We start from the raw sequence: 18,657 nt of genomic DNA, 5'->3' as shown, positions 1-18,657 counted from the left end.
TATAAAAAGAGAAACAGTGATGAATTTTACATAACTTTTACATATATACACAGTTCTTTACAATTGGAGTAAATCCTCTACAATTGCTCCGTCTGTTTCGCCTAAGTGTAAACCGAGTAGTCTAGCGATAGTTGGACCTTCATCAATAAGTCTCATATACGGGACGGTAACGCCGGTTTTTATTCCTTTTCCAGCAGCGATAAAAATTGTTTCATAGTTAGGTTTTGTTGGAGAGTATCCATGCGTACCAAATGTATATTTTTTACTAGGCGTAACATCTTTTTCAGTAATTTCTTTTATAAAATCTCCTGTATAGTTTTCAGTGAAATAATACCCCTCTTGCGCTTCTAACATAAATAAACAATTACCATCTGCACCGCAGTCTTTCGCAGCTTCATCATGAAGTATAAATTCAATTCCATTCTGTTTATTTTGCAGCAGTTCTTCAAGGAGTAGTTGTACTTCTCGAATTGTATCCGTATCATTTTTGTCTTTCACATATACATAGGCAGAGCCATCACAACTTTGGCAATAGGCTTTCCAGTCTACTAATTTGCCTTTTTTATTAAGAGATATAAGTCCTCTTTGATGGAATAGCACATTTAATTGGATGGATTTGTTTTCACTTAAAGCGCTATGATCACCAAGGGCAATAATTGTACTTTCTTCGTATAGATCACTGTCTTTTAAAGTTTGAATAATTTTCCCTAGCCGCTCATCATGTCTATGAATTGCAGCTATTGTTTCGTTAGATTCAAAGCCATGATAATGTCTTTGCGTGTCTAAATCAGTGAAATGTACGAACATAACATTAGGCTTTTTCGTCTGAATGGTGTGTACAGCAGAGGCGAGGACGAAATCATCCAGCTCTGGTTGTGATAAACCATTTCTTATATGGCCGAAACGACGATTTAAATCTAATTGGTATAGTGGGCTACCGCTAAATAAGGAAACTAACACTTGATTTTGCCACGGTCTATTGGGGAAAATTTCTGGTAAATTGTAATCAATGTTTGCTCTCCCAGTAACAGGCCATAGAAGGGCAGCTGTCGTTAAATTTGCTTTACGCGCTTCATCATACAATGTTGTTCCTTTTATCGATTTTCGGTACCAATGCCAATCAGGTGATTCACGTCCTGGTTGAAGTAACGTATTACTAACAACACCGTGCTTGTTAGGATAATTACCGGTTACGATTGTTGAGTGGCTTGGATATGTTACAGAAGGATAAATTGGTTCTACTTTTTCGACAACCGTGCCCTTTTTTATTAGAGATTGGAAATGAGGTAGTTTTTGTAGTATAGGAAAATCTAAAGCTGATAAACAGTCGAATGATAAAATAATGACACGATTCGTTAATGCTTTATCCATAAAGTAATCCTCCTAATTATATAAAACCTATTCTTATATATTACTATTAATACCTAGTAATAAAAATATGTTTTCGAATAAAATTTATTGTTTATTTTCAGAAAAATTAAACATATAATAAGTATAAGGGAATCTACGGACGGAGGGAATAGTATGGACTGGTTAGATGGATTCGGTATATTTTACATCATTGGTGGCATCACAATTCTCCTTGTATTTGCTATTTCATATTTACTAAAGAAACGTTTTCCAGACAAACAGTTTGATATTATATTTGCACTGATTGTAATACTTCTTTGCTTAGCATCATTTCCTGTTACCATGATGGTTATTGGTGGGTGGGAAGGAATGGGATATGGATTTATTGGTTTCTTCGTTCTACTAGGTACACTTATTGGTATGATTGCACATCAACTTGTAAAAATCTCTCGAAAAAGCTACGTATAAAACTGTAAAAAACGAAAAGAATATATAATAATAAGAAAATTAGCTATTGTTTTAAAAAAGAATTTGTATTATGATAATCAACAAATTTATTTCATTATAACGATGAAAAAGGACTAGTACATGTTCAACCTTTTTAGCAGAGAGAGAATCCGCCAGGCTGAAAGATTCTTAAAAAGGCAATATGGAACCTGCCTTTGAGTTCTGCATATGCAGCGGGAATTTCCCGTTATCAAGAAGAGAGCATATACAATTTTTGTGTATGAATCAGGGTGGTAACGCCGGCAAAGCTCGGTCCCTATTTAGGGACGTGGGCTTTTTTGTATTTTCTGGAAGAAGGAGGAAGACTGACTATGGCAAAAGAACAAGTGCAAGCCATTACGAAGATGGAAGAGGACTTTGCGCAGTGGTATACCGATATTGTAAAAAAAGCCGAACTGGTTGATTATTCAAGTGTAAAAGGGTGCATGATTTTACGTCCATATGGTTATGCCTTATGGGAGAATATGCAGAAGGTGATGGATGAGAAGCTAAAAGAAACTGGCCATGAAAATGTATATATGCCAATGTTTATCCCAGAGAGTTTATTGCAAAAAGAGAAGGATCATGTTGAAGGGTTTGCTCCTGAAGTAGCATGGGTTACGCATGGCGGAGATGAAAAGTTAGCGGAAAGACTTTGTGTACGTCCTACATCTGAAACTTTATTCTGTGAGCATTTTTCAAAAATTGTGCAATCCTATAATGATTTGCCAAAATTATACAACCAGTGGTGTTCAGTAGTTCGTTGGGAGAAGACAACTAGGCCATTCCTTCGTACGACAGAATTTTTATGGCAAGAGGGTCATACAATCCATGAAACAGCAGAAGAATCGCAGGCTGAAACATTAAATATTTTAAACTTATATGCTTCTTTCTGTGAGGATTATTTAGCGATACCAGTTATTAAAGGACAAAAAACAGAAAAAGAGAAGTTTGCTGGAGCAAAGGCAACTTATACAATTGAAAGCTTAATGCATGATGGGAAAGCACTTCAAACAGGAACATCCCATAACTTTGGAACGAATTTCTCTGAAGCATTTGATATTAAATTTTTAGATCGTAACGGTAAGTGGCAATATGTACACCAAACATCTTGGGGTGTATCAACAAGAATGATAGGTGGGCTAATTATGGTTCATAGCGATAATAATGGACTTGTAATGCCACCAAAAGTTGCTCCAGTGCAAGTTGTTATCGTACCAATTGCTCAGCATAAAGAAGGAGTTTTAGCGAAAGCAACAGAGTTACAAGGACATATTCAAAAAGTTGCACGCGTGAAAATAGATGCTAGTAATAAAACACCGGGCTGGAAATTTAATGAGTATGAAATGAAGGGCATTCCAATTCGATTAGAAGTTGGGCCTAAAGATATTGAAAAGAATCAAGTTGTACTTGTAAGAAGAGATACGAAAGAAAAAGAATTTATATCAATGGATCAATTAGAAGAACGTATTCCAGCACTACTTGAGGAAATTCATGACTCTTTATTTAATAAGGCAAAAGTATTTCGCGATGAGAATACGTATAGTGCGACGAATTTTGAAGAGATGAAACAAGTAGCTGATGAAAAGCAAGGATTTATTAAGGCAATGTGGTGCGGAGAATTAGCTTGTGAAGAGAAACTAAAAGAAGAAGTTGGAGTATCTTCACGTTGTATGCCTTTTGAGCAAGAGCATTTAGCTGACGAATGTATTTGTTGTGGTAAAGAAGCTAAACAAATGGTGTATTGGGGAAAAGCGTATTAATAATCCTTCTGATAGGTGATAAAAAGGACTTTAGGCTGCATAATAAAATGCAACCTAAAGTCCTTTTAGTTTTTACAATTTATTTCATGTATTTTTTAGATGGAAGGATGTGTTTTATTTTGCGTTTTTACGGCGAATAAATAGTAACATACCAATTAGGAATGTTGAAAGCCCCATTAAAATAGATGCAGGATAATGTGTTGCCGTATTCGGTAACTTATCGCCTTGTTTTTTCGCATTATCTTTTACATTGCCACCTTGAGAGCCGTTTCCACTGCTATCGCCTTTAACACGGTTACCGCCCTGAGAGCCATTACCACCTTGAGAACTGCTATCGCCTTTAACACGATTACCGCCTTTAGAGCCATTGCCACCAGAGCCATTGCCACCAGAGCCATTGCCACCAGAGCCATTGCCGCCAGAACCGTTGTCACCAGAGCTACTGCCACCAGAACCGTTGCCACCAGAGCCGTTGCCGCCAGAACCGTTGTCACCAGAGCTACTGCCACCAGAACCGTTACCACCAGAGCCGTTGCCGCCAGAACCGTTGTCACCAGAGCTACTGCCACCAGAACCGTTACCGCCGGAACCATTGTCGCCAGAGCCACTGCCACCAGAACCATTGCCGCCAGAACCACTATCGTTCTGAGAACCGTTATTTCCTGGAGGTTTATTATTATCCTTTGAGTTTCCTTCTGCAAAATGATCACTATTTTGTACAATAGCGTTTGTTAATGGGCGGAAGTTTTCAGTTGCAGCATTACCAATATTTAAACCGCTAAAAAAAGATAAAGAGAGTGTTGATGCTAAAATGAAGATTTTCGTCATGGTTTTCCTCCTAAGAAATTAATATTCCATCTAAAATACATCCCTTTGTAATATTTCTTAGGAAAAAGAGTTTTATGCAAAAAAAACTATATATAGAAAAAGGTGGTGTATTTCTCAAAGCAGAAAAGAGTTAATGTAGATTTCCTACAAATAGTAGAGGCGGAGAATTTACATTCAGAACGGTAGAGGAAGTGGCAGTAGATGAAAGAGTATATAGCGTTTGATATTGGCGGTACGCAAATTAAGTATGGCATTGTTTCAGAAATAGGGAGAGTATTAAAGCGTAAAACAGTTGCAACAGAAATTCATTTAGGCGGAGAACAAACTATTCAAAAACTTATATATGTATCAAAAAAAATAATGAATGAACATACTATTGCAGGAATTGGTATTAGCACCACGGGGATTGTTGATATTAATAAAGGAATTGTGACGGGAGGTGCGGATCATATTCCGGGATATCGTACTATTCCTATTATTGATAGATTGCAAGAGATATTAAAAGTTCCAGTATCGATTGACAATGATGTGAATTGTGCAGCGTTTGGAGAAAAATGGAATGGTAGTGGAAGAGAGAAAGAGAACTTTATTATGCTCACCCTTGGAACAGGGATTGGGGGAGCGATTTTTATAGACGGAGAATTGTACCGAGGGCATTCATTTAGTGCTGGTGAATGGGGGAATATGTTAATAGAAGGAAAACCGTTTGAAGAGGTTGCCTCGATTTCAGGATTAATTCGTCTTGTCAGAAAATATAAAGGCAAAGGTGAGTGGAATGGGAGATTAATTTTCGAGTTGTATGATAAAGGAGATCGGGAAGTTGCTCAAGTAGTTAGGATCTTCTTTAAACATTTGGCAATCGGAATTAGTAATCTTGCTTATATTTTCAATCCAGAAAAGATTATTATTGGTGGAGGAATTACCGATAGAGGAAATGAGTTTTTAAAAGAAGTAAAAGAAGAGGTCAGTAAATACTTAAATCAAGAGATTTATAATAATTGTGAGATTGAACTTGCACAAAACGGTAATTGTGCAGGAATGATTGGTGCTATTTACCACTTCTTACATCATCATAAGTAAGTTATATGAATGTTTTCATATAACTGAGAATTTATCCTTTTTATCGCTAGGTAAATAATGCTACAATATAAGAGAAGAATACAATATTTTCCGATTTGGAAAATGCTTTGTAGAAAGGGAGAAACTTCATGCCTATTATTTTAGAAAAAGGTCAAAAGATCGATTTAACGAAAGGACAACCAAAAGTAGCAAAACTACAGGTTGGCTTAGGCTGGGATCCAATTGGGCAATCAGGTGGATTTCTGTCTTCATTATTTGGAAGTAAACCAAATGTAGATTGTGATGCATCTGTTGTTATGTTAGAAGGAGATCGTTTTTTAAACAAAAATGATTTAGTTTACTTCGGAAATAAACTTTCTACTTGTGGTAGTATTATTCATTCAGGAGATAATTTAACAGGTGAAGGCGCTGGTGATGACGAAACAATTTTCGTAGAATTACATAAAGTTCCGAGCCGTATTAATCGTTTAGTATTCGTTGTAAATATTTATGACTGTGTAAATCGTCGTCAAGATTTCGGGATGATTCGTAATGCATATATTCGTATTCAAAACCCGCAAACTGGTGAAGAATTAGCACGCTATAATTTATCGGATAATTATGCTGGCAAAACGACTCTAATTGCAGGTGAAATGTATCGTCACGGAAGTGAATGGAAGTTTTCAGCTGTTGGAGAAGGCACACAAGATAAAAACTTAAGTGAGATTGTATCACGTTATCAATAAAATAAACCGAGGAGGAATTGAATATGGCATCAATTTCATTGAAAAAAGGACAAAAGGTAGACTTAACAAAAACGAATCCGGGTCTTTCAAAAGTTCTTGTAGGACTAGGTTGGGATACGAATCGTTATGACGGACAAAACGATTTCGATTTAGATGTTAGTATTTTCTTAGTAGGCGCTAACGGTAAAGTTTCAGGTGCAGAGGATTTCGTCTTCTATAATAACCCAAAAGGTGCGAATGGTGCTGTCGAGCATTTAGGAGATAACCGAACTGGCGAAGGTGAAGGCGATGACGAATCGATCAAAGTAGATTTGAAAAATGTACCTGCACATATCGAACGTATTTGTTTCACAATTACAATCTATGATGGAGAAGGTCGTAGCCAAAACTTCGGACAAGTTTCTAACTCTTTCGTACGTATTTTAGATGAAGAAAAGAATGCAGAATTAATTCGTTACGATTTAGGAGAAGATTTCTCTATTGAAACAGCCGTAGTAGTAGGTGAATTATACCGTCATGCAGGTGACTGGAAATTCAATGCAATCGGAAGTGGATTCCAAGGTGGATTAGCGTCTCTATGTAATAACTTTGGTTTAGACGTAGAGTAATAGATTTAATTTATATATCCATCGGTGAAATGTATGTTTACCGATGGATATATTTTTAAAGATAAAAATATAGAGGTGAATATAGATGGTTATTCAATTACAAAAAGGACAGAAAATTGATTTGGGTAAGACAAGCCCTGGTTTAACAAAAGCAGTAATTGGTCTTGGATGGGATATTAAATCTTATGACGGTGGATCAGATTTCGATTTAGATGCATCTGCCTTTTTATTAGATGCAAACGGAAAATGTACGAAGGAAACTGATTTTATCTTCTATAATAATTTACAGTCTCCTTGTGGATCTGTTTTACATACAGGAGATAACCGTACAGGTGAAGGTGAAGGTGACGATGAGCAACTTGTTGTGGACTTAAAGAAAGTTCCAGCAGATGTGCACAGAATTGCTATTACAGTTACGATTTATGATGCAGAAGGCCGTAGTCAAAACTTTGGACAAGTAGGAAATGCGTTTGTTCGTTTAGCAAATGAAGAGACGAATGAAGAAGTTCTTCGTTTTGATTTAGGGGAAGATTTCTCCATTGAAACAGCAGTTGTCTTTTGTGAATTATACCGTCATAATGGACAGTGGAAGTTTAATGCAGTAGGAAGTGGATTCCAAGGTGGTTTAGGTGCGCTTGTAAGAGCGTATGGCTTGGATGCATAGAAAGGAAACGATATTCGTTTCCTTTTTTTGACCTTTCTATAAATCTAGCAAAGAATAGGGGATAAAGGTAAGATGAGTATTTTGCAAGGAATCCTTGATACGTATGCTCAGTTTTTCGACTTGGACATGTGGATTAAAGTGTTGCAAGATCCAGTATCTTGGGGATTAATAGGTACACTTGTTGTACTTGAAGGTTTGTTATCTGCCGATAACGCACTTGTGTTAGCAGTAATGGTAAAACACCTTCCGGAAGAAAAACGTAAAAAAGCATTATTCTATGGACTTATTGGAGCTTATGTGTTCCGCTTTATTGCGATTGGAATTGGAATGTTCTTAATTAAATTATGGTGGGTAAAACTTCTTGGTGCACTTTACCTTGCTTGGTTATCAGTAAAATACTTTATTGATAAGCGTAAAGGTGCAAGTGAAGAAGACGAAGCTCACGGTATGAATCAAAACAGTATTTTCTTTAGAATGTTCGGTGTCTTCTGGGGAACAGTTGCGATGGTTGAATTAATGGATATCGCGTTCTCTGTAGATAGCGTACTTGCTGCATTTGGTGTATCTAATGAAGTTTGGATTTTATTATTAGGCGGAATGCTAGGTATTTTAATGATGCGTGGTATCGCTGGTGTATTCTTAAAATTGTTAGAGCGTATTCCAGAGCTTGAAACGACAGCATATATTTTAATCTTAATTATCGCATCGAAGATGCTATTGTCTCTAATTGATATTCATATTAGTCATACACTGTTCTTCATTATTTTAGTTGTAGCATTTGGAGCAACATTTATAATTCACTACATGAAGAATTCTGGACAAGCTAAAGAAGAAGTTGCAGCTACTAAAGAAGACAATAAATAATTGAAATGGGTTTGCTCGTTTTACGAGCGCCCATTTTTTATAACCAAAAATAGTTTATAATAGAAGAAAGATTTAGAAAAAACGTAAATGTTTTTGGAGGTGAACTGTTGTGTTTTCACGTTTTACACTTCAACTATATGCATTAAAAGATGAATCAGATTTAAAGCAATTTGAAACACTTTTAGAAAAACGCCCACAATATGAGCTGACAGAGAATGAAATGAAATTTAGTTATATAGCATGTCGAATCCTTGGCGTTCCTAATGATGTAGATGAATATTTTAATGAACTGTTTGATTATAGTGAAGCGAAAGGAATCGAAGTTTTACACGAACAAAATTTAAACAAAGTGATTGATTCGGAAAAGCTTCGTCATATTCAAGAAGTGTTCGGATTACATCAAGAAGCACCAAATGGTCTGACAGTAAATAGGCTAGTTGCACACTTATCTGGGAAACAACTTTTACCGAAAGTAGACAATCCTGATTTACAGCATTACATACATGCGACGTTCATTTCAGTATTGAAATTATATGAGAAACAACATAATCAGTCGTTAAAGACAGAAGGTTTCCGTCGTTTCTTAATCGACATAATTAAACTAAGCGAAAATTACGTAGCGAAGTGGTTCTCTACGATTAATTATAAGAAACAAATGCCGCGTATCGTTTGGTATGGTGATGCACAGGAAAGCCGTATATATTTCTTATATTTTCTTATTATGCTCGGTTGTGATGTGCTTTATTATCACCCCGAAGGAAAAGATGGATTTGAAAATATTGATGAAGAGGGAAGAACTTTTGTTGTATCTCATCCGGGTCGCATTTCGCTTGAACCATTCCCTGATCGTCGACGTGAGCGTGTTGCAACAGTAGCGTATCAAGCTTCGAAAGAAATTGAACAAGTACTTCACCACGATAATTCACTATTATATAAACCGTGGCAATTTCGTTCGTATACACCTGTAGCACGTACGTTAAAAACGACATATGATGAACTCTTTTTAATTACGAAAGAAAAGGCATTTGTACGTCCAACATTCTTTGTTGAAAATAAACATATTTATATTCCTTCTTTATTTGCGAAAATATCAGGCGTTTCAAAGAATGATAAAGAATATTTTCAACGATTAAAGGTTGTTACATCATTTGATAACAGTTTATTAATTAATACATTCCCATTTACGAAAGAGCAAAAAGCAAATTTCCAATATCATTATCGAGATGCATTGGACCGAGCTGGGAAATTACATCCTGATCTAATTATGAATAGCCATTGGTGGCCGCATAAGCGTTTACCGGAAGGTTTACAACATGGGATTGCAGAGGCGATTATCCATACGTGCGAAAGTGAAATATGCAAACCAATTGCGAAAGAAACGAAACAAGATGTAGCACTGTATGTTTTCGCACAACTTTCTCAAATACCACCTAATATTTTAGAACAGCTTGAGAAATTTGATTATTCACAAGATGTACCGAAAATTGTTATATTTAATAATGAGAAGAGTGGAGAATTAACTCGTTCTGACGCTGTTTTATTACTATTTTTGAATCAAATTGGAGTAGATGTATTCCATTTCAATCCCACGGGCAGAAACGATATTGAACCGTATGTTGAAGCAGGAGCATTCGATTCCCATTGGCTTGAAGAAGTTAATTTCGATCTTGAGTTTCATGGCTCATCAGCCTATAAAAATTTATCACAAACAATAAAAGGACTATTTCGTCCATTTTTATAAGGAAAGGGAGAATACCATATGAATAACCCAGTCGTACTAGATTCGAAAACTGAATTGAATGAGCAAACCGCACAAGATGTTCGCTTGCAACTTAGACAAGATGCAGATGTGCAACGTATTTATAACGCAGTAGATATTAAAGATCAACTGGAATTAATTGAACTTGGAAAAGAACCTTCTATGGAAATTTCACGTTTCGCTGATCAAATTTTACATACAATGTCTCTATCAAAGATAGAAGATTCTGGTGAATTGTTAAAGCAACTTGGTAAAATTATGGACAGATTTGATAGTAAAGACTTTGCGGAAGAAAAAAGTGGTTTCTTCTCGCGCATGTTCAAAAAAGCGGATAAAATGATAGAACAAATCTTTAGTAAATATCAAACGATGGGCCGCGAAATTGATAAAGTTTATGTGGAAATTACGAAGTACCAAGATGAGATGAAAAAATCAATTGGTACGTTAGATGGCTTGTATGAGCAAAACTTAAAATATTATTTAGACTTAGAGAAGTATGTAGTAGCAGGAGAAATGTTATTAGAGCGTTTAAATACAGAATTAGTTCCGATGTATGAAGAGCGCGTGCGTAATAATGATCAATTAGCAGGTATTGAATTAGAGTCGCTTAAAAACTCGGTTGAAATTTTAGAGCAACGTATTGATGATTTAGAAAAAGCTCGTATGGTTGCGCTACTTACAGCACCACAAATTCGCATGATTCAACGTGGTAATAATAAATTAATTGGTAAAATCAATACAGCATTTATTACGACGATTCCTATCTTTAAAAATGGTATCATTCAAGCAGTAAATGCGAAACGTCAAAAGCTTGTTGCAGATTCTATGGCTGAACTTGATCGCCGTACAAATGAATTACTTAAGAAAAATGCACAAAATATCGCAACGCAAAGTGTAGAAGTAGCGAGATTATCAGGTTCTTCTAGTATTAAAATGGAAACACTTGAGGAAACTTGGAACATTATTTCAAGAGGTATGCAAGAAACACAACAAATTGAAGAACAAAATAAACGTGAGCGTGAAGAAAGTCGCAAGCGTATGGCTACATTAACAGAGAATATCAAAAAAGAATTACAAGGATAAATGAAAAGGCAATGAGGAATAGTCCTCATTGCCTTTTAGTTTCTCTTCACTAATTTAATAATTTCATTCACAACAAGTGGAATGATACTTAATAAGAGAACAAATCCCCAATCTCGCATCGTTAATGCATGTACACCGAATATATCTGCAAGGGGCGGGATGGAGATGATACAAACTTGCATAAGAACACCGATAAGAAGGGAGAAGACTAAATATTTATTTGTAAAGATCCCAATTGAAAAAATCGATTTCGTTCTTGAACGCAAGTTAAATGAATGAACAAGCTGAGAAAAACTAAGAACGACAAATGCCATCGTTTGGGCATGTAATAGAGCATCCTCATCAATTCGCTCTGGGAAAAGAGGGAATAAATTTGTATCTCCAGTATAGAATTTTGCTCCGGCGATAAAGGCTATTAACGTTAAAATCCCAATGACAGCCCCATTGAAAATAAGAAAAGGAACGCTACCACTAAATAGGCTTTCTTTCGCATGTCGTGGTTTTTCCTTCATCACATCTGGATCTTCAGGATCAACCCCAAGTGATAATGCAGGCAGTGTATCTGTAATTAAATTTACCCACAAAATATGAATAGGTCGTAGGGGTGTTGCCCAGCCAAGTAAAATCGCTAAAAATAAAGCGATAATTTCTCCAAAGTTACAAGAGAGTAGGAAGAGAATTGATTTTTTTATGTTACGATAAATATTTCTACCTTCCTCAACAGCTTTCACGATAGATGAGAAATTATCATCTGTTAACACGACATCAGCTGCTCCTTTTGCGACATCTGTTCCTGTAATGCCCATCGCTACGCCAACATCAGCTTGCTTTAAAGATGGTGCATCATTGACACCATCACCAGTCATAGAAACGATATTTCCTTTTGCGCGTAATGCCTTTACAATTTTCACTTTATGCTCTGGAGAGACTCTAGCGAATACATTTAAATGATTAATTTTGCTAGCTAGTTCTGTATCTGAAATGTTATCTAATTCAGTTCCAATCATAATTTCAGATATTTCTTCAGCAATGCCAAGTTCTTTGGCAATTGCAAAGGCGGTATCTTTATGGTCACCGGTAATCATAACTGTGCGAATACCGGCTTTTTTACATTCTGTAATTGAATCTTTCACTTCAGTTCGCGGTGGATCAATCATACCGACAAGACCGATAAAGATAAGATTTTCTTCAAGATGATTTATATCCACATCGTTTGAATTGTATTTTTTAAATGCGAATGAAAGTACTCTTAAAGCTTCTTGAGACATTGCTCCGGCAGATTCTAATATTTGATTTTTATCAGAATCAGTTAAAATCTCGATTTTCCCGTTTTTAAAAATATGGTTACATCGAGGTAAGAGCTTATCGATAGCACCTTTCGTCATGCTATAGCAGTTTTCATCGTATGTATGCACGGTTGACATCATTTTACGATCTGAGTCGAAAGGTAGCTCGTTAACACGTTCATGTATTTTTTCTAAATGATCTTTTTGCATGTTAAAAGTGCTTCCGGCCACCAGAAGAGCAATTTCAGTCGGGTCCCCGGTTTGTGATTCGTTATTGTAAGACGCATCATTACATAGCACCATATTCTCTAACAATAGACGTTGCGTATCATTATTTACATTCAAATGTTCTAAGTGATCGTATGTGTTATCACTATAAAAGTGAGTAACAGTCATTTTGTTTTGCGTTAATGTGCCTGTTTTATCTGAACAAATAATTGTGACAGACCCGAGAGCTTCAACAGCAGGAAGTTTACGGATGATGACGTTTTGTTTAATCATACGCTGCACACCAATTGCAAGAACGATGGAAACGATAGCTGGCAAGCCTTCTGGAATAGCTGCAACGGCTAAACTAATAGCAGTCATAAACATTTCTAGTGTATCTCGTCCTTGTAAAAAGCCGATGAGAAACATCACGATACAAATAGCTACAGCAACAAAGCCTAAATACTTTCCGACTTGTGCTAAGCTTTTTTGAAGTGGTGTCATATCATCGTCTGCTTCATGTAACAGGGTAGCAATCTTACCAATTTGTGAGTTCATTCCAGTTTCAACAGCAACACCGACGCCTCTTCCGTATGTTACAAGAGTAGACATAAAGGCCATGTTTTTTTGGTCGCCGAGTGGTACTTGCTCATCACTTTGCATGGAAGGGTGGTAGATTGCATCTTTATCAACAGGGACAGATTCACCAGTTAGAGCAGATTCTTCAACTTTTAAATTTGCGGTTTCGATAAGGCGTAAATCGCATGGGATATATCGTCCGGCGTCGAGCATAACGATATCCCCTGGAACGACGTGCTCAGATGGAATTTCTTTTAGTTCACCATTTCTCTTGACGATAGCTTTAGGCGTCGCCATCTTTTTCAATGCCTCTAAAGCTTGTTCTGCTTTCGATTCTTGGACAACACCGATAACAGCATTTAAAACTACAACGAGCGCGATAATACTGGCATCCGCCCATTCACCTACAAAGGCAGAAATAAGGGCAGCAATAATAAGGACATATACGAGGACGTCATTAATTTGGGCGAAAATACGCTGCCATAAAGTGCGTTTTTGTTTTGTAGCTAATTCATTAGAACCGTATTGCTTTAAACGGTCACTTACAATCTCATCTGTTAAACCGTGTTGTTCGTTTGTTTCTAGGTCAATTAATGTTTGATCTTTCGTCTTACTGTACCAATTGCTCATAAGTAAGCACCTCCAGTAAAAACAGTTAGCAATGGTAGTGTTGCTATTATTTGTGAGTAGTATGTATGGAGAAAAAATCTAAGATGAGGTTCTACTTCTATTGTACAATATTTTACAGTTGGTTGAGGGAAAGAGAAGAGTTGTCATGAATTTGTTGGAAATAAAAAAGAGCCTCATATAAGAGAGGCTTTTTTACTTTTTAATTAATGTACCTAATTCTTCTGTAATAGCTTGCATTTCACTAATGCTGAAAGTTTCACGTTTCATAACATGATCATAAATGTCACGTAAATCTTCGTACATTTCTTCGTTAAAACTAGCAGCTCTCATCGCTCCAGCATTAACCATACGTAATTTTTCTTTAATAGCTTCGACCATATATTCAACGTTTTCTTCTGACTTTACGGATAAATCCACCGAAGTGTCCCCCTTTAAAATAACATAAGGCTATCTTAACATTTTTTATCATTTTCGTTAATGAATCTTTTCAATCCTATTAAATTAGTAGGGATTTCCTTTATATTTAATAATTGGTTGTTTATACTATAAGTATATATGAAGAAATGCACCAAGAAGGGAAGAAACAAAAACATGGTTCAAGTATTGTTTGTTTGTCTTGGGAACATTTGCCGTTCTCCAATGGCAGAAGCGATTTTTCGAGATCTTGTCGTAAAAGAGGGACTCGAAGAGAAAATTGTCATTGATTCTGCAGGAACTGGAGATTGGCATGTTGGCCATCCGCCACATAAAGGAACACAAAAAATTTTAAAAGAAAATGCAGTCACTTTTGAAGGAATTAAAGCAAGGCAAGTAGAAAAAGAAGACTTAACAAAGTTTGATTATATTATTGCCATGGACAACAAGAATATAGCAGATTTAAAAAGTTTAGGTAAAACTGGAGGCTATATTGGTAGACTGTCCGACTTTGTTCCAGACGGTGGCTGGACAGACGTTCCTGACCCTTACTATACAGGGAATTTCCAAGAAGTATATGACCTTGTAACAGAAGGGTGTGCAAAGCTATTAGCTTTCATTCGAAATGAACAAGGAATATGAGGAAGCTTAGAAAGAAATACTTTCTAACATAAGAAATGAAAGGGTGAAGGAATATGGCAAAGAAAAATAATATTGCTCGAAACATTGCGATTGGTGTAGCGGCAGGTGTAGCTGTATCCATGTTAAAGAAAGAAAACCGTGAAAAAGTAAAAAATACAGCAGAAAAAGCAAAAACAAAGATGATTGAAATTGGTGAAAATGCAAAGATCAAAGAAAAAGTGCAAACTGTTACAGATAAAGGACGCGAACTTGCTGATTTCAATGTGGTAAAAGCGAAAGTAGCAGAAATTAAAAAATTAACGCCATCTGTTGTAGAGACGTTAAAAGAAACGAAAGAAATTTTTAGTAAGAAAAAAGTTGAGCCAGAAGAAAAACCAGAAACGATTGAAATTCAAGCTGTATCTCCAAAGGTAGATGAGCTGAAAGCAGAAGAAGAGCCAGTAGTTGCTGAAGATGGTGGTATGAAAGAAGCGCGTGAATTATTTATAAAAGACTCAAATGCAGTGGAAAAAAAAACTGAAGCGTACATTGAGTTAAAGCAAGATAAAGAAGAGAAGAAAAGCGTTTAAACATATATGAGAAAAATTTTAGAAAAGGTGAGAAGAAATCGTACTTATTCGTTTGGTAAAGATTTATATGACCGGACGATGCGCGATGATGTAGCGGGCTTGGCAGCACAGCTCGCTTATTTCTTCTTGCTTGCAATTTTTCCTGGGCTCGTTTTCTTAATTACGCTTCTTGGATTTATTCCCATTCAAACAGAGGATGTGCTTAGTTTATTAGAGGTTTATGTACCAGATGATGCAATGAACTTAATTGAGGTAAATGTAGATAAAGTTGTAAACCAGCAAAATGGTGGTTTATTATCATTTGGTTTATTATCCATGTTATGGTTTGCCTCAAATGGTGTTAATGCGGTTATGAATGCTTTTAACCGAGCTTATGACGTGAAGGAAACACGTTCTTTTATTACAACAAGAGCGTTATCAATTGTGTTTACATTAGCTATTATTTTTATGATTGTCTTTGCGTTAATTGTTCCGGTATTCGGACAAGTTATTGGAGCAGCAGTGTTTAAAGCACTCGGTTTATCAGATAGTTTTTCTTTCGTATGGAGCATTACACGATTAGTAGCGAGTTTCTTCGTACTATTTGCTTTGTTTAGTTTCTTATATACATTTGCACCAGATCGAAAGTTAAAAAGAAGAGAAGTTATTTCAGGGGCGTTATTTGCTACTGTAGGATGGATTGTGGTGTCTTACTCATTTGCTTATTATGTAGATAAGTTTGCGAATTACGCCAATACATATGGTGGTCTCGGTGGTATCATTATTTTAATGTTATGGTTTTATTTAACTGGATGGGTAATTTTACTTGGCGGTGAAATTAATGGTTTACTCCACCATTATAGAACCGGTGACAATAATTCCCGTAATGAATAATGAGCTCTTGTTCCATAATAAAAAGGAACAGGGGGGATATTTCATGAGTAATAATAAAAAGAACCATAATAATAAAAGTAATAATAAACAAAAGAGCAGTTCGCATCCAAAGCATAAAACGAGTAGCAGTGCGAACGGTCATAATAGCTATCATTAAAAAAAAACGGGTCCTCTATGAGGAACCCGTTTTATTTGCTTCCTTTTAGTAATCGTAAGCCATTCAAAATGACAAGAATCGTACTTCCTTCATGGCCAATAACACCGAATGGAAGAGCTAAAAATTGCAAGAAGTTTGAACAAATTAGCATGGCAATAACGGCTAGCGAAAAGATTACGTTTTGCTTCACAATACGGTTCATTCGTTTTGATAAACGAATTGCTTGGGAAAGGCGAGATAGTTCGTTCTTCATCAGTACAACATCTGCAGTTTCTAAAGCTACATCTGTTCCTTCTCCCATTGCGACACCAATGCTAGCAGTAGCTAGTGCAGGGGCATCATTTATACCGTCTCCGACCATTGCTACTGTACCGTATTTTTCTTTTAACTTTTTAATCGTTTCAACTTTTGTTTCTGGTAAGCATGATGCGTAATATTCCTTTATATTACTTTCAGAGGCAATTGCTTTTGCCGTTTCTTCATTATCTCCAGTAATCATAATTGCTTCGACACCAATGCTTTGTAAATCACGAATAGCAGCTATTGTTTCTTGGCGAAGCGTATCTTTTAAAGCGATAAGTCCAAGAATGCCTCCCTCATCACTAATATAAACGACAGTTTTACCTTCTTTTTCAAGTGAGGCAGAAATACCATTATGAAAGGTCTTTGTTTCTTCACCGATAAAATCAGCTTTACCTATTTTATAAGCGCTGTTTTCCAATCTTCCTTTTAGACCAAAACCAGTTACATCTTCAACCTTTTCTGGTTTTTTTAATGTAATGTCGTACGCATGTTGTGCATATTTAACAATGGATTCAGCTAAAGGATGTGTAGAGTGACTTTCAATTGATGCTGTAATAGAAAGTACTTCTTTTTCTGTTATATTTTCTCGAACATATACATCTGTTACGGTAGGTTTACCTTCTGTTAATGTTCCTGTTTTATCAAACGCGATTGCTTTCACAGAAGCAAGGCGTTCTAAATGTATACCGCCTTTAAAGAGAATACCGTTTCTCGCTCCGTTAGAAATGGCTGATAACGTAGCTGGTGTAATGGCAGCTACGAGCGCACAAGGAGATGCGACTACAAGTAAAATCATAGCGCGATAAAACGTTTCATTCCAGCTCCAGTCAAGTAAGAAATGAGGAACGAACATCATAAGCGCAACAACGAGTAGTACACCTTTTACGTATGTTCCTTCAAACTTTTCGATGAATAGTTGTGATGGTGATTTTTCACTTTGTGCACTTTGGACGAGACGGATAATTTTTTGGAATAATGTTTGATCGCTCGGCTTCGTAATTTTAACTTCGATAGCACCACGTAAATTTACAGTACCGGCAAATACTTCATCGCCATGTCTTTTCTCATTTGGAATAGGTTCTCCTGTGATTGCTGCCTCATCGATATTTGTTTCACCGTTATGAATCGTACCGTCAGCAGGAACACGTTCACCAGGTTTAATTAAAATAATGTCGTTAATTTGTAACTCTCCAACAGGAACACGTTCTTCAGTTCCGTTGGAAATACGTAATGCTTCTTCAGGTTGTAAGTCAAGAAGAGCGGAAATTTCTTTTTGGCTTTTACTTAACGTATAAGATTCCATAGCACCGCTGAGCGCAAAGATAAAGATTAAGATAGCCCCTTCTGCCCAGTAGCCAATAATTGCAGCACCAATAGCTGCAAAGAGCATTAGCATTTCAACATTTAGCTCTTTTTCTTCAATCGTATCTTCAATGCCTTCTTTCGCTTTTGCATATCCACCAACTATATAAGCAAGGATATAGCAAGTAATACCTACATTCATTGCATCGTTCTTTGTGAATAACCAGCCAACTAAAATAAAAATACCAGATGCTACTGCAAATACAAGTTCATAATGTTTTTTTAATGTGTCCCATAAAGAGGGATGGGAAATTGCTTCTTTTGCCTGTAACGTTTTTACTTCTGAGTTCATTACTACTCGCTCCTTCCGAATTCTTATTGAGAAAAATAATCAAAATCGAAACCCCTATAAAACGACGAAAGCTGCCATCCATAATGGATAGCAGCATTTCTGTTGAATCTGTTTTTAATCGTTATTATGTTGT

Annotated in this window: 17 protein-coding genes and 1 other annotated feature; of the genes, 12 read left to right on the top strand and 5 right to left on the bottom strand. The window is 36.2% G+C overall.

The window, feature by feature from the left end:
* Nucleotides 1–57: 57 nt before the first annotated feature.
* On the bottom strand, nt 58–1,371 hold the full coding sequence (locus CN409_RS09645; RefSeq protein ID WP_000356443.1) for an alkaline phosphatase family protein: 1,314 nt from the start codon (nt 1,369–1,371) through the stop codon (nt 58–60).
* A gap of 153 nt (nt 1,372–1,524) precedes the next feature.
* Here CN409_RS09645 and CN409_RS09640 point away from each other — a divergent pair, with 153 nt between their 5' ends.
* Both CN409_RS09640 and proS read left to right on the top strand, forming a co-directional pair.
* Nucleotides 1,525–1,818 carry a YesK-like family protein gene (locus tag CN409_RS09640; protein WP_000383860.1) on the top strand — a complete coding sequence of 98 codons (294 nt, stop codon included), beginning with the start codon at nt 1,525–1,527 and terminating at the stop codon, nt 1,816–1,818.
* Between the two features lie 93 nt (nt 1,819–1,911).
* Nucleotides 1,912–2,118, top strand: a binding site (T-box leader).
* Nucleotides 2,119–2,168: 50 nt separating this feature from the next.
* Nucleotides 2,169–3,599, top strand: a complete 1,431-nt coding sequence (gene proS, locus CN409_RS09635; protein WP_001040982.1) for a proline--tRNA ligase — start codon at nt 2,169–2,171, stop codon at nt 3,597–3,599.
* Nucleotides 3,600–3,713: 114 nt separating this feature from the next.
* On the opposite strand, the gene CN409_RS09630 is transcribed toward proS, so the two are convergent.
* Nucleotides 3,714–4,427: an LPXTG cell wall anchor domain-containing protein gene (locus CN409_RS09630; protein WP_097980813.1), complete on the bottom strand. Its 714-nt coding sequence runs from the start codon at nt 4,425–4,427 to the stop codon at nt 3,714–3,716.
* A gap of 201 nt (nt 4,428–4,628) precedes the next feature.
* Here CN409_RS09630 and CN409_RS09625 point away from each other — a divergent pair, with 201 nt between their 5' ends.
* From CN409_RS09625 to CN409_RS09595, 7 genes are all read left to right on the top strand, one after another.
* The gene (locus CN409_RS09625) at nt 4,629–5,507 is read left to right on the top strand and encodes an ROK family protein (protein ID WP_000666113.1); all 879 of its coding nucleotides are present in this window, start codon (nt 4,629–4,631) and stop codon (nt 5,505–5,507) included.
* 128 nt (nt 5,508–5,635) lie between these two features.
* Entirely contained in the window at nt 5,636–6,232 is a 597-nt protein-coding gene (locus tag CN409_RS09620; RefSeq protein WP_001121586.1) for a TerD family protein, read from the top strand.
* Nucleotides 6,233–6,255: 23 nt separating this feature from the next.
* Complete coding sequence (locus CN409_RS09615; protein ID WP_000146729.1) at nt 6,256–6,840, top strand: TerD family protein; 585 nt, start codon at nt 6,256–6,258, stop codon at nt 6,838–6,840.
* Nucleotides 6,841–6,925: 85 nt separating this feature from the next.
* Nucleotides 6,926–7,504: a TerD family protein gene (locus tag CN409_RS09610; RefSeq protein WP_000236653.1), complete on the top strand. Its 579-nt coding sequence runs from the start codon at nt 6,926–6,928 to the stop codon at nt 7,502–7,504.
* 72 nt (nt 7,505–7,576) lie between these two features.
* Nucleotides 7,577–8,368 carry a TerC family protein gene (locus CN409_RS09605; RefSeq protein ID WP_000025702.1) on the top strand — a complete coding sequence of 264 codons (792 nt, stop codon included), beginning with the start codon at nt 7,577–7,579 and terminating at the stop codon, nt 8,366–8,368.
* Nucleotides 8,369–8,477: 109 nt separating this feature from the next.
* Nucleotides 8,478–10,109 (top strand): YceG family protein, encoded by a 1,632-nt coding sequence (locus tag CN409_RS09600; protein WP_097980812.1) that lies wholly within the window; start codon nt 8,478–8,480, stop codon nt 10,107–10,109.
* Nucleotides 10,110–10,127: 18 nt separating this feature from the next.
* A complete protein-coding gene (locus tag CN409_RS09595) occupies nt 10,128–11,210 on the top strand; it encodes a toxic anion resistance protein (RefSeq protein ID WP_001064413.1) in 1,083 nt (360 codons plus the stop codon).
* A gap of 35 nt (nt 11,211–11,245) precedes the next feature.
* On the opposite strand, the gene CN409_RS09590 is transcribed toward CN409_RS09595, so the two are convergent.
* Both CN409_RS09590 and CN409_RS09585 read right to left on the bottom strand, forming a co-directional pair.
* Nucleotides 11,246–13,912: a cation-translocating P-type ATPase gene (locus tag CN409_RS09590; RefSeq protein WP_086389650.1), complete on the bottom strand. Its 2,667-nt coding sequence runs from the start codon at nt 13,910–13,912 to the stop codon at nt 11,246–11,248.
* Between the two features lie 192 nt (nt 13,913–14,104).
* Entirely contained in the window at nt 14,105–14,329 is a 225-nt protein-coding gene (locus tag CN409_RS09585) for a DUF1128 domain-containing protein (RefSeq protein WP_000366196.1), read from the bottom strand.
* A gap of 174 nt (nt 14,330–14,503) precedes the next feature.
* Here CN409_RS09585 and CN409_RS09580 point away from each other — a divergent pair, with 174 nt between their 5' ends.
* Genes CN409_RS09580 through CN409_RS09570 form a run of 3 tightly spaced genes read left to right on the top strand, consistent with a single transcriptional unit; the run spans nt 14,504 to nt 16,410 of the window.
* Nucleotides 14,504–14,968, top strand: a complete 465-nt coding sequence (locus tag CN409_RS09580) for a low molecular weight protein-tyrosine-phosphatase (protein WP_000250910.1) — start codon at nt 14,504–14,506, stop codon at nt 14,966–14,968.
* A 53-nt stretch (nt 14,969–15,021) separates the two neighbouring features.
* Complete coding sequence (locus CN409_RS09575) at nt 15,022–15,537, top strand: DUF4075 domain-containing protein (RefSeq protein WP_001085387.1); 516 nt, start codon at nt 15,022–15,024, stop codon at nt 15,535–15,537.
* 6 nt (nt 15,538–15,543) lie between these two features.
* Nucleotides 15,544–16,410, top strand: coding sequence for a YihY/virulence factor BrkB family protein (locus tag CN409_RS09570; RefSeq protein ID WP_001226536.1), 867 nt, complete (start codon nt 15,544–15,546; stop codon nt 16,408–16,410).
* 188 nt (nt 16,411–16,598) lie between these two features.
* Here the strand turns inward: CN409_RS09570 and CN409_RS09560 are convergent, their stop codons facing one another.
* Complete coding sequence (locus tag CN409_RS09560) at nt 16,599–18,524, bottom strand: heavy metal translocating P-type ATPase (protein WP_086396634.1); 1,926 nt, start codon at nt 18,522–18,524, stop codon at nt 16,599–16,601.
* Nucleotides 18,525–18,657 lie beyond the last annotated feature (133 nt).

Source organism: Bacillus sp. AFS012607, assembly GCF_002558005.1.
Lineage (GTDB): Bacteria > Bacillota > Bacilli > Bacillales > Bacillaceae_G > Bacillus_A > Bacillus_A thuringiensis_S.
This window is presented reverse-complemented; position numbering and strand designations above follow the sequence as displayed.